The organism is Psychrobacillus vulpis, assembly GCF_006861825.1.
Classification (GTDB): Bacteria; Bacillota; Bacilli; order Bacillales_A; family Planococcaceae; genus Psychrobacillus; species Psychrobacillus vulpis.
The window spans coordinates 1-14,855 of sequence record NZ_VDGI01000034.1 but is presented as its reverse complement, the minus strand read 5'-3'; the positions used below and the strand labels follow the sequence as shown (position 1 = coordinate 14,855).

General features: G+C 34.4%; 13 protein-coding genes and 1 pseudogene. 2 read left to right on the top strand and 12 right to left on the bottom strand.

From position 1 onward, the window contains the following. Nucleotides 1–492: 492 nt before the first annotated feature. Nucleotides 493–870, bottom strand: coding sequence for a hotdog family protein (locus tag FG384_RS18760; protein ID WP_142644215.1), 378 nt, complete (start codon nucleotides 868–870; stop codon nucleotides 493–495). A gap of 433 nt (nucleotides 871–1,303) precedes the next feature. Next, nucleotides 1,304–1,744, bottom strand: coding sequence for a hypothetical protein (locus tag FG384_RS18750; RefSeq protein ID WP_142644213.1), 441 nt, complete (start codon nucleotides 1,742–1,744; stop codon nucleotides 1,304–1,306). 765 nt (nucleotides 1,745–2,509) lie between these two features. Here FG384_RS18750 and helD point away from each other — a divergent pair. Continuing rightward, a complete protein-coding gene (gene helD / locus FG384_RS18745; protein WP_142644212.1) occupies nucleotides 2,510–4,846 on the top strand; it encodes an RNA polymerase recycling motor HelD in 2,337 nt (778 codons plus the stop codon). Nucleotides 4,847–5,455: 609 nt separating this feature from the next. Beyond that, complete coding sequence (locus FG384_RS18740) at nucleotides 5,456–5,818, top strand: VOC family protein (protein ID WP_142644211.1); 363 nt, start codon at nucleotides 5,456–5,458, stop codon at nucleotides 5,816–5,818. A 193-nt stretch (nucleotides 5,819–6,011) separates the two neighbouring features. On the opposite strand, the gene FG384_RS18735 is transcribed toward FG384_RS18740, so the two are convergent. The 10 genes and pseudogenes from FG384_RS18735 to FG384_RS18690 all read right to left on the bottom strand — a co-directional run bounded on the left by FG384_RS18735 (nucleotide 6,012) and on the right by FG384_RS18690 (nucleotide 14,605). After that, nucleotides 6,012–6,533, bottom strand: a complete 522-nt coding sequence (locus FG384_RS18735; protein WP_142644210.1) for a GNAT family N-acetyltransferase — start codon at nucleotides 6,531–6,533, stop codon at nucleotides 6,012–6,014. Between the two features lie 185 nt (nucleotides 6,534–6,718). Continuing rightward, nucleotides 6,719–7,093: a hypothetical protein gene (locus tag FG384_RS18730; RefSeq protein ID WP_142644209.1), complete on the bottom strand. Its 375-nt coding sequence runs from the start codon at nucleotides 7,091–7,093 to the stop codon at nucleotides 6,719–6,721. 140 nt (nucleotides 7,094–7,233) lie between these two features. Continuing rightward, nucleotides 7,234–7,515: a DUF5412 family protein gene (locus FG384_RS18725; protein WP_276612780.1), complete on the bottom strand. Its 282-nt coding sequence runs from the start codon at nucleotides 7,513–7,515 to the stop codon at nucleotides 7,234–7,236. A 315-nt stretch (nucleotides 7,516–7,830) separates the two neighbouring features. Beyond that, a complete protein-coding gene (locus FG384_RS18720; protein WP_142644207.1) occupies nucleotides 7,831–8,238 on the bottom strand; it encodes a GNAT family N-acetyltransferase in 408 nt (135 codons plus the stop codon). Nucleotides 8,239–8,339: 101 nt separating this feature from the next. After that, nucleotides 8,340–9,326 (bottom strand): ketoacyl-ACP synthase III, encoded by a 987-nt coding sequence (locus tag FG384_RS18715; RefSeq protein ID WP_142644206.1) that lies wholly within the window; start codon nucleotides 9,324–9,326, stop codon nucleotides 8,340–8,342. A 158-nt stretch (nucleotides 9,327–9,484) separates the two neighbouring features. Further along, entirely contained in the window at nucleotides 9,485–9,835 is a 351-nt protein-coding gene (locus tag FG384_RS18710; RefSeq protein ID WP_142644205.1) for a hypothetical protein, read from the bottom strand. 505 nt (nucleotides 9,836–10,340) lie between these two features. Continuing rightward, nucleotides 10,341–11,168, bottom strand: a complete 828-nt coding sequence (locus FG384_RS18705; RefSeq protein WP_240793492.1) for an LVIVD repeat-containing protein — start codon at nucleotides 11,166–11,168, stop codon at nucleotides 10,341–10,343. Nucleotides 11,169–11,667: 499 nt separating this feature from the next. Continuing rightward, nucleotides 11,668–12,963 (bottom strand): YheC/YheD family protein, encoded by a 1,296-nt coding sequence (locus FG384_RS18700; RefSeq protein WP_166462489.1) that lies wholly within the window; start codon nucleotides 12,961–12,963, stop codon nucleotides 11,668–11,670. A 340-nt stretch (nucleotides 12,964–13,303) separates the two neighbouring features. Next, nucleotides 13,304–13,523 (bottom strand): annotated as a pseudogene (locus tag FG384_RS20250) (hypothetical protein). Nucleotides 13,524–13,774: 251 nt separating this feature from the next. Continuing rightward, a complete protein-coding gene (locus FG384_RS18690) occupies nucleotides 13,775–14,605 on the bottom strand; it encodes a sugar nucleotide-binding protein (RefSeq protein ID WP_240793491.1) in 831 nt (276 codons plus the stop codon). Nucleotides 14,606–14,855: the final 250 nt, after the last annotated feature.

Genomic DNA, 14,855 nt, shown 5'->3' with positions numbered 1-14,855 from the left:
TTAAAGGCTAATGTTACCATTAGCCCTCCAAGACTCGCTACGAGTGAATGGCTAGTTCTTTCTCGACGGGAATCCCACCCGCTATATGATACGACCTAGGCTCGGCCGCACACCTGCTGCGTTAGTTTAAGTGTAACATTTCACAATGGATTTCTGAGTTCTACTTGATGTTTTGGATAAAAAAATAGACCATCGAAATGATGGTCTTGTTTAACTAGTCGAGTAGAAGGGAACCTCTCTACCTTGCGGTAGATTGTGTTCCTCCCCCCTCACAGAACCGTGCTTGCGCTATTTACGCACACGGCTCTTCCAAGTCACCATTCACAAAATGTAGCCNCTGTCTACGCTTAAAGGCTAATGTTACCATTAGCCCTCCAAGACTCGCTACGAGTGAATGGCTAGTTCTTTCTCGACGGGAATCCCACCCGCTATATGATACGACCTAGGCTCGGCCGCACAAGCACACCATTAGTTAAATAAACTAAAAGGAATTTAAAGTATTACACCAGAAACATCCCCTTTTAATACCTCTTTTTCATTCTGATTTTTACAAAAAAAGGATGCAATAAAAGTTGTTCTATTATTTTCTTGCCTCTCGTATTTTTCAATTTTAACTTCACAAATTATTGTATCTCCCGTAAACACAGGTCTTAAAAACTCAAAATGCGTACTACGAGCCAGTACATTATTATCTCCAGCTATTTTAGTTGGCAGAGTTGCCGTCAATAACCCTTGAATCACAAGTCTTCCCTGTTCATCTGGGGTTATATGATGAATCCCTTCATCGCCTGAAATCTCGGTAAATAATTCAACATCCCTTACTGTAAAAGTCCGTTCAAACGTAATTATATCCCCTGCTTTTAATGGCATATAAATCTCCCCCTGAATTTTATACTGTATTGTTAATAACAATGTAAATAATACAAAAATATCAAACTCTTAAGGGGATATATTCCATACATATTTAAAAATTCCTTCTTTCGCTAACTTGCCCCGTTAGTTTAAGTACAACTCTTCACAAACTAATATTTATCTCTCAAGATATTTAATAATCCAACACTAAATATTAAAGTACCTATTAACATAAATGAATGTATAAATCCATTTAATATAGGAACATATTCTCCAGTTAAATTTTTATTAGAATACACAACATTAATTGATAAATATCCTAAAGGTGTGCTTAAAATTATTACGATTAGCCCCAATATGAAATACCACACATGTTTCTTCACAAACTATTCTCCCCTTAAATTTTAGTTACTTAATCAACTAACCTGCTCCTTTAGTTCATGAGTATATTTTATTTTATATTAATATCAAAAATATATGTGATTCTTCCTTCATCCCATTCTGCAATAACTTCATAAATATAATATCCCTCTTCCGATGGTAGAGTTATTTCATTACTTATAGGTTCAACAGCAACAATTGTACCATCTTCATTCCATTGATCTACAATTATTGAAGACGGATTTTGTTCAATTTCAATTTTTAATTTATCATCTTTTTCAACAGCTAATGTATCGAATTCATTGGCAAAATCATATATACCAGACTCATTTATTTTTCTAGCTTGAAAGTTAGCTTCTTTCCATTCGAAATCATTTATCATCATTGAATAGTCTTTATTTCCTACAATAACATTGCCCTGTGCTTGGCTATAATTAGTAGCATTAGATGGTCCGGGTATACAACCAGCTATATTAATAACAATTAACATTAAAAAAATAACTTTTGTCATTACAAAACTCCTCCGTATAATTCCCCTTTGATAAAATGGATTATTTTTCATTAATTGTAACATTTAACACACCATAATACTCTATTCTACTTCAACTAACCTGCCCCGTTAATCTTATTCCAACGATTACGACTTCTTCTTGAATAAGAAAAAGGCTTCACTCCTTATTGAAGTAAAGCCCCCGCTAGTTGAAGAAGGGATATTGTTTAATAATCATAAAATATTGTAAATCCTACCTTTTAGAAGGTTACACCTTGTAAATAAAAGACCGCTCTAAATGCTAGAAACGTTCTTTATTCAAATGTTAACTACTGCTCTCGTCTACTTTCATCGTGAGGTGGATGTGGTGGATGATGGTGGCTGCTCTCGGACACCCCTTATTGATAAGAAAAAGAGCTGTTACAAACAGCTCTTTGAGCTTCAACTAAAGTACCCGTTTGTTGAATAAGAAATAAAACTTTTTAACAAAAAGAACCAAAAATTATTTATGGTTTATATATTTCGTAGTAAAATTGCGGTCAAAAAAACACCCTCTTATCTAGCGGGTGTGTGTTTATTGCATTCAATTGGTGTATGTTATGGCAAAGTAGCATTAAGAATAGGCATGCATAGAAAATCATGTCCAATACATTGAAAAAAGTGAGAACCTGTGGTAAATTTATATAGATATACGCCAAAAATAATAGCGTGCATTATATCCCTATTATATATTATACAACATACTTTTTCGTTTGTCAAACCCAATCTTTTTAAGGAGTGGTTGCTATGGATTCAGAATTTCAGCAGGAGCAAAAACGAGTGGACAGTGTAATAGAGACAATAACGGAGCGAATCAGCAGATTAGAGGAAGAAACTTCTCGGAGTCGGAACGAACTGATTAATATACGCAAACACTTTTGGGATGAAGTCAAGGTGAATGTTGATACCTTCGACGATTATCTTGAGACCATCATCGGCTTGAGACAAGAGGCTCAAGCTCTATCAGTAAGCCAAAGCACCGATAGACTTGTATCCAAGAAATTGTCCAAACTTCGACTTATGCAGCAGGTTCCCTACTTCGGCCGAATCGATTTCATTGAAGAAGGAGATTCTACTCAGGAACAAATTTATATTGGAATCTCTACACTTACGGATGAAAGTGGCGAAGAATTTCTTATCTATGACTGGAGGGCGCCTGTCTCAAGTGTCTACTATGAGTACCAGACTGGACCTGCCAAATATGCGACACCTGGGGGTGAAATCAAAGGCATATTGGAGAAAAAGGGACAATATCTTATCCGTGGCGGTGTTCTCCAATCCATGTTCGATACGAGTCTCACCATCGGAGACGAGATTTTACAACAGGTGCTGGGCAAAGGCACAGACAAACATATGCACAATATAGTAGCTACCATTCAACAGGAGCAAAATCGAATCATCCGTCATGATCGTGGGAGATTGCTCATTGTACACGGTGCAGCTGGCAGTGGCAAGACTTCGGCCGCCCTGCAGCGGATTGCTTTTTTGCTCTACAAATATCGAGATAGTATGAATGCAGATCAAATTATTCTATTTTCACCTAATTCGATGTTTAACAGTTATGTGTCCAATGTGCTGCCAGAACTTGGTGAAGAGAATATGCAGCAGGTCACATTTCAGGAATATTTAAACCATCGGCTAAGTAAAGAGTTCCAAGTTGAAAATCCCTACGAGCAATTGGAATATGTTTTAACTGCTAAGAATACCCCTTCCTACAAGTCAAGGGTTGCGAGCATTCGATTCAAAGCATCCCACCTTTTTTTCGAAGCGATCGAATCATATAGGAAGTCGTTAGAGTTATCTGGAATGTTATTCAAGGACATAAACTTCAGAGGAAAGCCAATTGTTACCGCCGGGCAAATAGCAGAAAGGTTTTATAGTAACGATACTTCACTCCGCTTCCATAATAGACTTGAAAAGTTAAAGGATTGGCTAATTAAGAAAATAAATGAAACCCAAGAGGCTGAACTGACTATGCCGTGGGTACAGGAGAAAATAGAGCTACTCAGCAACGAGGATTACCATAAAGCACATACCTACTTAGCGAAAAAACGAGGCTTTAAAAGAGAATCGATTGCCGATTATGAGATCGAGCCTGAAGCACTTGCCCGATTGATTGTTCAACAGAAATTGAAGCTGTTACGTAAACGAGTCCGAACATTTGGTTTCATCGACATTAAGGGGATATATATGCAGCTTTTTGCTGATCCCCTGCAGATCAAACAGTGGATAGAGGGGGAAACACCCGCGGAGTGGGCGGAGATTTGTCAAGCGACTCTGGAAATGCTATATGAAGGCAAACTATCTTACGAAGATGCTACTCCATTCTTACTTATGAAAGAGCTGATTCAAGGCTTTCAGACAAACCGGTCGATAAAGCACATACTCGTTGACGAGGCGCAGGATTATTCACCGTTTCAATTCGAGTTTCTAAAGCGTTTATTCTCTTCGGCAAGAATGACTGTGCTAGGCGACTTTAATCAAGCGATATTTGCCCATGCAAGTGAAATGAATGATTTTCACACACTTATGAGCTTATACGGACAGGTTGAAACAGAAGTGATCAACATGATACGCAGCTACCGATCCACAAAACCGATTATCGAATTTACACGGAGACTAGTACCTAACGGCGAACAGATTATCCCTTTCGAACGCGACGGCGATCGACCGGTGCTGACACAATTGCTCGATCACACAGAACTGCACCGCTGCATCGCATCCAAAGTCGCTACTTTACGAAATCTTCGTTACAACAGTATTGCTATAATATGTAAATCATCTGAGGAAAGTAAGAGTGCATACGAAGCCTTGTCGAACATCGATGATATTAAGCTCGTGAAGAACGGCTCGATTAAATATGAACAAGGAGTTGTTGTCATACCGTCGTATTTGTCCAAAGGCATCGAATTCGACGCTGTCATCATTTATGACGCATCAGAGCAAGTATACGGCGATGAGAGCCTTCGCAGAGTATTCTACACCGCCTGCACCAGAGCTATGCATTATTTGCAACTTTACAGTGTAGGTGAACCGACTCCTTTATTGAGAAACGTCTTGCGGGAAAGTTTCATCCAAGCTTGACTTAGTCGAAATTTTAACGATAAACACATGAGACAATTACCTAATTAAGAAGAATATTAATCAGCCGAAAATATGTAAGTTTTTATTCACTGCTTACATATTTTTCGGCTTTTTGCATTAAAAAAATAAAGCCATAAAACTTAAATACAGTTATAAGACTCACTCTTAAAACAAATTAAATTAACTTATAAAAGAAGAAAATATAAAATAAATTAAAAATCCTCAATGGTTCCTTAGTTACGCCTATTTGTAAACAAAAAAATCTTAAATCACACTAACGTGTATAGTTATTTATAGTATCTTACTATCAAGTTAAGCCTTTCCCATTCCTTTTCCTTCGTACTGTGGGTATAAATAAATCATTCATTTTCAGCAAAAGTCGTAAATCTTTGAGATAACACTTCCTTGGTTACCATAATATCCCTCCGAAAAATCGATTTATCTTATTATTATTTCTTCAAACACCTTATAGATTCCTTTTTTGGGATGATGTTATAGACCTGCCCCGTTAGTTTAATAAGAAAATCAAGTGAGAATATTATTTTATAAAAGGACAATTATTAAAAAATGTAGAATATACATAATAATACCAAAAATAGGAGGTTTAATATGAACAATCAAGTTTGTGTTATAAGCATTTACGTGCCAAATTTAAACAAAGCAATTGACTTTTATACTAATACTTTAGGTTTTGAAATAAACAAACAGTATGGTCCTAATATTGTGTCACTTGTACACGGAGAGTTACCACTTATTTTAGAGGAGAACGATAATGCATCCTATAATCAAGATATTTCAGGAGTTGTATTAGGATTTCGAACTGAAGATATTTATGAAAAAGTTAAATACTTAAAAGAGAAAGAAGTGAATTTTATTATAGATGAACCAACTAATTGTCCTCCAGGAAAATATATTAGTTTCAGAGACCCCTTCGGAAATATTTTAGAATACCTCCAGTTTGAAAATTTGTAACAAGTATAATAAGTTCAACATAATTGTTGGACTTTTTTAGTCTTCTTTTTTAGCTAACCTGCCCCCTTAGTTCACTAAGTTCATCAAAAAGAAGCGTTAATCCTCCTTGGATAAACGCCAATTGTTGAAGAAGATAAGATATAAATATTTACCGATGTAAATATTTCATATTGACACTTTCTTTTCCAATGTTTTAGTCATTAAAAGCCCAAACTTTAAATTCAGCATTTCGTTCTTGTAGGTTCCAACCTGTCTTGTAAAAGTATTCATTGAATATTGATCCGATCGGACATAACACAAGGATTGGTAAGTCATTTATAGTTTTTAACATCTTTTTTAACAACCCTTGACCACGATAAACCTCATTTATAGCAAATTGATATAGCGAAATGCTATTGAATGTTTTTTTTCTGTAAAATCGAAAAGCTCCAACTACTTGACCATCGACTATCGCAACTATCATTTGTTTTCTTTTAATAGCTGCTTTAATTCCGAGAGGGCATAAAAACTCTTCAGAATAAATCGCTCTGTTATTACGATCTAAATTGTTTTTGAAGAAAGACACGACTTGAGGTGTATGGGGTATATCGGCTAATGCTATCTTCATCTCTAACTCTCCCTTATTTATTTGGCCATTTTCAATTAATGTAACGCTCAAACCTGAAACATTATAATGCTTCATACGCTCCTTATTGTTTATATTTTTCAATTTCATATTAATCCCCCTATTTAAGTTTCCATAAGGGTATATTAACACGAATGTATGTTCCTTGTATATATTTGGTAAATATTTATTTTATTGAACTAACCCGCCCCGTTAGTTGAAGAAGTTATTATTAAACTGCTAAATTTTTTCTGATTCTATTTTTGTAATTATTGGTTCGTAGTTTGAAATTATATCTACTTTATGTTCCAAACAAGCCAATGAGTAGTGTGTAAGTTCTCATTTGAAAAAAAACCCTTTAACTCCGATTCATTCTGTATAAATTCAAAATAATTAGATTTATTATAAATTCGGAATGACTCACCTTGAAATACTTCGGTATCATTCCAAATGGTAAAGTCATCATAGATAACTGAATATGTAACATAATTCTGAAAGTCAATCTGTAAGGTTGTCACTTTGCTTTCAGGGTGAGGAAAAATGAGTAAGTCTGTTGGATTCTCACTTTTATTTACTATTACCCTCAGTTTTACTTCTTTTGTTCTTGGTTCCAAAATACTTTCAAATGAAAGAAAATAGCCTTTTTCTTTTGTTAACTCCTCAAATGTCATAAACTTAGCCCCCCATAAATCTATGCTTACTTAATAAACTGAACTGCCCCGTTAGCCATCCATGTAGCGACAAGAATAAAGTGCCGTCTATACTGCTTATTGTTCTTCATCTAATGCACCTAGTTAGTAAAAAGAATTTTTTAATCAGAAAAAGTTTCCTCTTTATCCAAGTTCAAAGTGTGATTGTTGATTATAATAATATGGTTATTTGTCCAAGCCACATCTGCATTGTGCATATTGTCATCATAGTAGATATTCTTCTTGAACCACAGGGGACCATCTACTATTCCTACTACACTAATAGAGGTAGCTGCACCACCATTTAATGTGTAGAAGTCGATTGTCGTTTTAGAATCGGGTGATTGGGTTGTTGCAATGGGTTCTCTTGCAAATGTATTCACTACTATCCCTAATAGAAAAATTCCTGAAAGGGGAAATGCAATTAAGACAGAGCAACCATAAAACCGAAGCAGGTGGTGCTACGGACCACGAGTGGGTATAAGAAGCATATAAAGCCTGTAAAGAAAGAGCTGTTAATAACAAACATATAAGGAAAGACCACAAATTATATTTTCTTTCCACAAAATTACCTCCCGATTAGAAGTTCTGGTGTTCCGAAAAAAATCTTCTTATTTAACTAACCTACCCCTTTTGTTGAACAAGAAAAAAGAGCTGCCTAAACAGCCCATGATCTTCAACTAAAGCAACCGTTAGTTAAACAACAAATCAAATTATATCTATCTATTTATATTTTTTGACATGCCAATGGTAAATCTCTTGAACCCAAAGGTTTCATAATATGGTTCCAAACTTTCCACACACATTAGTTGAGGAATTACCCGATTTTGCTCACAATGGTGAATTATTCGATTCACCATTTCATTGCCGATTCCTTCGGACTGATAGCTTGGTAGAACACATAATCCACAAACTACTCCAGTAATTACACCATCTGAAATAACACGTCCCATACCCACTAATTGTTTTTCATCAAATGCGTAAATGGCGTACCAACTTTGATTGCACATTCGTTCCAAATCATTAATTGTTAATTTAAGTGAATTCCATCCTAAAGATTCATATAGATTTAGCAATTGGTCAAAGTTATTAGGGGGTTCTGTCGTATAATTTATATATTTTACCATATAATTACCTCCTGATTTTTGTATTTTAAAGTTCTACATCAACACATAGGGCGTAGATTCTCCTGAATCTACGCCCTTTACTTTAGGAACATTTACATTGTTTAATATCTAAATAACATAGTAATGAACTCGTGACCGCCACCGATTGTCCAAAATAATATTAAGTCTCCACGCTTAATCTTTCCTGATTCGATTCCTTCATGAAGGGCAATAAAAGGACTGCTTGTACCAGTATATCCATATTTGTCTCCAACATAAATAAATTTTTCTTCAGGTATATCAAAATGTTTTTGTATTTTATCAATATTCACTTTAGCAAATTGAGATAAGCAGAACGCATCTACATCATCAATTTTAAGTTGATTTCTTTCTAAAATGGCTTTAAACATATCATACGCATCAGGGAGTACCATCGCTCCATCAAATGGTTGCCAAAGCATGAATTCTGCACTTTCACCAGCTTTATTTGTTTGAGACAATCCCTTGTGTGGATATAAAATATTGTTTCGGTTACTTGAGTCTACTTCAAACATCGCATCGATAAATCCTGTATCATTCTCAGTCTTTTCTAAAATAATAGCAGAAGAAGCATCCCCAAAGTTAGCATAAGTCATTGCATCTTTTGGATCAGCCACTAATGAAAGATAATCAGAACCTACCACAAGTGCGGTATTAACATCAGGATTGGATTTCATATATCGTGACGCCTGTTCTACTGCAATCGTCATACCAGCGCAATTTGCGTTCATATCAAAAATAACTGTCCCTTTTTTTGCTTGAATGGCATTATGAATGAACACAGCGTTGCTTGGAACAGTCATTTCAGGTACTTGAGTAGAAAAAACAATCATATCTAAATCCTTACCTTCTAATCCCACTTTTTTCAACACCCGATTTGTTGCTTCAATCGCCATTGTAATCGTATTTTCTTCATGATTGTCAATAACATAACGCTCTTTTCTTCCCATAATATCTAAGAAATTTGTAATATCTTTTCCTTGTTTTTTAAAGTGTTCAAGATAAACATCATTGTTTACTTGTTTTTTTGCATGGTAAACATCCACTGCTTTAATTCTAATGTTAGTCATAGTCGTAAGAAACCTCTCGAATGAAATTTTAGTATTATATACAATTACATATCTTGTTATTAAGCTTGATCATTTTAGTACATTTAAGTTACGAGTTTTGTTATGTAAATATCAAATAAAAAAGGAAGGACCATGAGCTCCTTACCTTTTTGTAAAAATTAATATTTTTGAATTACCTCAAACGTAGTTAGCCCTACATTATTCGCCAAGCGTTTTAATTGCATGGATATTATAGCACTTTTCCCAATACCTACTTCTACTTTCTTAAATCCAGAGGATTTATAAAGTGCTAAACAATTTTCAAGATCTGGTATCATTTCTTTTGTTACTACATCCAAATCACTGCAATCAAATTCCAAGACGAATTCGCTTGCATTTATTGATGATAACTTATTTTGATAATCATTGATAAATTGTTGAGCTTTTTCAGGAGAAAAAGTTCCACTCACCGTCATATCAACAGTTTTCTTAGCAAGATTTACGTTCATTGTGTAAGTTCCTTCTGCCATAATTTAAAACCACTTCCTTATTAAAATTTGTGAAAAAGTTGCATTTCGTCATTAGTTTAAATAGTAAGTTTTTCTTAAAATCTTGTTCCTCCTATAGAAACGTAGATGACGAAAAACTTCCCTCTATAATTATCGTCATATAACAAATAATTGTTACTATCTATTCAATGTTTTTATATATTTGAAAATGAAATTGGTGTTGATATAGTAAATTCCATAAACTATATCGCCTATATCTTTAAAAAAAGGAAGTTCAACCTCTTCCTTTCCATCTAAATTAAACAATCCTTCAGGCGGATGTTTTACTCCTCTTCATCGATTTTCTCACAAATCTTCTTCCTTAGAATAAGATTGGACTAATTCAATCGTTTTATTTAAAGATTAATTGAAAAACCCTCTCCTTTGGTTAACTCTAAAGTCATCTAATTCTATATTGCACTCTAATAGGAGGAATCATAACGAGACTCTTGTCGATCGTGGTGCTTTTGTTGCATAGAACGATCTATCATATTGTCAGAAATACAGCCATTCCGGAAGGACGATTTAAATTTCCGGAATTGAACTGCCCTACAGGGACAGGAACGGTTGGATTGGTAATATCATAAATTTGTACTATGTTAGCAAGAGTAATTGCTACATACATAGTGGTACCTGTAATAGCCATTCCAAAAACATCATTTGCATTAAACTCGCCTACACGTACTGGAGCGGTTGAATTGGTAATATCATAAATTTCTACCGTGTCATTGCCTGGATTTGATACATACAACGTGTTACCTATTATTACCAATGAGAAAGGATCATCTAAATTTCCTTCATTGAATTGGTCTACACGTACTGGAGCGGTTGGATTGGTAATATTATAAATTTCTACCGTATTATCGCCTGAATTTGATACATACATCGTGGTACCTGTAATCGCCAATCCGGCAGGAACAGATAAATCTCCTGCACCAAACTCTCCAACACGTACTGGAGCAATTGGATTGGTAATATCATAAATTTCTACCGTGTTATTGTCTTGACTTGTTACATACAGCGTGGTACCTGTAATAGCTAATCCGGAAGGAAGCATTAAATCTCCTGCACCAAACTCTCCGACACGGACTGGAGCAGTTGGATTGGAAATATCATAAATTTCAACCGTATTGTTATCAGCAAAATTTGTTACATATAACGTGGTATCTGTAATCGCCAATGCGATAGGATCACTTAAATCTTCTGCACCAAACTCTCCAACACGGACAGGAGCGATTGGATTGGTAATATTATAGATTTCTACCGTGTTATCAGCAAAATTTGTTATATAAAGAAGTCTTCGTCTTAATCCCAAAATATCACCTCCATTTTTATTGATCTAAACTAACATATGTATCGAAAAATGGAAGTGTGTAGGATAATAATCTATTTATAGATTATAATTAAGGAAATCCGAGATAAGCGTCGGAATGAAGATTCTATAGAAATAGAAAAAAGATCCTACTTTTTAGACTTGGAGGGAACGAGATACGTTCACATGAATTTTCGCATGTTATTAACTGGATTAGAAGACGTTCAAGTAACAAAGATGGAGAAGTGGTAGCGTATTTTTTTCCCTCTGGTGATGCTTACTCAACCCATAACTGCCCTTCTAGTAAAGAAAAAGTAAGTAAAGCTATTATTATGGAATACAGAAAATTCAATTACTTAAAGATGTTAGAAAGACTAAGTATAATTTTTATCGCAAATGGAAGAACCAGTTTATTGATCAAAACTTAATTCTAGTTGTATAGCTTTAGGAAGGTTAATTTAGGTGAAATATCAGATTTTTAAATCAACGTTCTCTTTGTTGCTTATTCTTTCTTTTTCTTTATTATTTTTTCGTAAATACTTTGGTCTTCTAACATTTTGAAAAGCGAAACGTCTGGAACTAAGTTTGCTTCAAAAATCCAAATACCGCCATTTTTGGCAATGCCAATATCCAAACCAATTCGGGTGATACATTGGTAATATTTACCTAAATACGAGGTTCCACTCATACAAATTTCATCTATTTTAGATAGTAATTTTTGGTTGCTTCTATTTATTATTGATTTTTGTATAGCTTGTTCTAACAGGATTATAGACTTCGCAACATTGGTAACGATATAATTGTTTGTGGAAATCCTCGCTACTTTGGCGGTAACTTCCCAATCGCTTTCGCTATTTTCTCTCTGCACCATAACACGAGCGTCAAAGATACAATCTTCAATCGTAGCTAAGTGTATCTTTTCCTGAACGATATAACTTTTTTGGGATAAGTAAGAAGTTTGGAGGTAATCAATGAGGTCCATTCTACCTTCAATTGTACGTTTTTTCTGTTCGTTATGAACTTCAAAAACGTCTCCTTGCACCCAGGAAACTTGTACAATTCCGATTCCCCATTGACCAAAACATGGTTTGAGCATTACTTGCTTGTACTTTCGAATAAATTGAAGTAATGTGTGAGAGGTTGCTAATTGAGTATTTGGAAGATAAGCAGCTAACTCATCAACCAAAGACAATATTTGGTATTGGCTCCATTTACTTTTTGAAAAGTGTAGGATAATATCTTGAATGTACCATTTCTCTTTCAATAATCCAATATCTAATACAATTGTTGAACATTTAAGATAATGTTTTTCGAGAGATAAAACAATTTGGATAGCCGATTTATAAAGTTTTTGTTTTATGATATCTATTTCTCTATGTCCTAACATATCTTTCTTTTCAAGTACTGCTGTGACACTCCAGTTAAAGAATTGATCACGATGCATAGTTACAAAAAGTTCAACAGTCTCTTCATTTCTGTTGTTCAAGAAACTTAAATCCTGAAGAATGTAATATTTTTCTTTTTTGCATGCGTTATCTAAATAATGAAAAACATCAGTTTTATTAGTAAAAGTTGTTGAAAAGCTCCCATTTTTAACTTTATATTGCTTTTTATCCCCCTCTATTAAGAAAACCCTAATTTCATCTAAACCAAAACATGGCCGAATAACTAAGTGTTGATGTAAATTCTGATAAAAGGAGTGTTCATTAAACAGTTCGGTATGAACAACATATGGATTAATTTCTTTATTTTCAGCTAAAATTTGGTAATAACTCCATCTTCCTCTTGTAATTCTCATTATAATTTCACCTCTATAAAGCATTTTCTTTAATATATGAAAACTAGTGGACTTTGTTAACAAGTTCTTCATATTATAGATTTCAAACAATCCATTGGTTACTCTTTACAGAGGAATTATCAAACTTACTAGGCCAATGCAATTTACTTATAAAAGTTAATTTCACAAAATGTAAAGTTCGTATATTAATAAACTTATAAAGAGAGGATTTTAATTGGGAACTAGGAAAAGAGAGCTGCCTAACCAATGATCTTTAACTAAAGCACGCGTTTCTTTAAGAACAACTCTTCACAAAAATGAACTACTTCCCCCTTAAGACATTGCCAAAAACTTTCTAAATTCATTTTGCAGAAAACCACCATACAAGAATGATACTCACTATCCCCCAAGCTACGTTTCCTACTATCCAACAAACTATGGATTTAGTTGAACTTTTCTTAGCTTCCATATTTCTTTGTATAAAAGTGAGCTTACTTTCCATATTTTTTTTTTTTCATAGAAGCGAGAACAACAAATCCGATTATGATGAAACCAATAGTTATCCAAAGTAATAAATCCACTTTTTATACACCCTTCTTTGTGAATTACTTTCCTAATTGGCTACGTAGTTTAAGTACATTCCTTCCCAACTTCTATTATCTCCAGAGAAAGTCTTCTATTTTCAACATTTTCCTCCTCCATTTAATCCTTGCACAAATTCATGTTAAACTGCCTGCTGCGTTAGTAAAATTCTCCGCTTATCGTAGAAACGCACCTGTTAGTTGAATAACAATCACCTTGTCCATTAAATCTCAGAAAAAACAACAATTAGTCAAACTGTGCGAAAATTAGTTTTAAGCAATTGATGAGCTTTTTGTGTATTTAGAGACGTATCAAGTGATAGATAAGGGGCATCTTCTTTAGATCTTATAGTTGGACGGATAAGACTATTATTCCATCCAAGTTCTTCCAATCTCTTTTTATAAAACGTATAATAGCTTTCTTTATGTATGGGTCCAGCATGCAAAATTCCATTAAATTTTATTTTGGTCAATTCAATAATCGTACTTGATAGATCATTAACATTTACAAAAGTTCTATACACATTTGTCCATGCCTCAATGGACTGATTCTCTTTTATTTTCTCGATTATGTGTATGGTTCGTTTTTCAATACCTTGTTCTCCATTATTACCATATAGTGGTCCAGTTCGAAGTATCACGTGATTTGGATGTTTATTGAGAATTAAGTTTTCTCCTGTATGTTTACCATTCACATAATCGGCTAAACCTGCTTCTTTAGACAACGTCCCAATTGGGTCAGATTCTTTGTAACCACCAATTCCTTCAACAAAAACTGCATCCGTTGATAGAAATATAAGTTTTGTTGCACTCTCTATTTCTGATAATAAATTTTCGAGCCCCAAATTGATTAATTTGGTTTCTTCTTTAAAACTCATAAGTGACCATATAACTACTTCTGGATTTATTTTTCTTATGACACTTCCTATTGATCGTTTGTTTGTAACATCTACTTGTATAATATTAGAGTTTTCATGTTGAAAACGTGAGGTACCAAACACTGTTAGATTTTTGTTCTCTGAAGCCAGTTGGAATAAATTCGAGCCCAAAAAGCCAGTTGCTCCTAATATAAGTATTCTCATATAACCTTCCTTTTTTTAGTTTATTTTATTATGTATTCGCCACAACTTTATTGTTTTCCTTGTTGAACTAACCTGCCCCTTTAGTTCAATATGAAAGAACTGGCAAAGCAACCCCGTGATTTATAACTAGTCGAGTAGAAGGGAACCTCTCTACCTTGCGGTAGATTGTGTTCCTCCCCCCTCACAGAACCGTGCTTGCGCTATTTACGCACACGGCTCTTCCAAGTCACCATTCACAAAATGTAGCCTA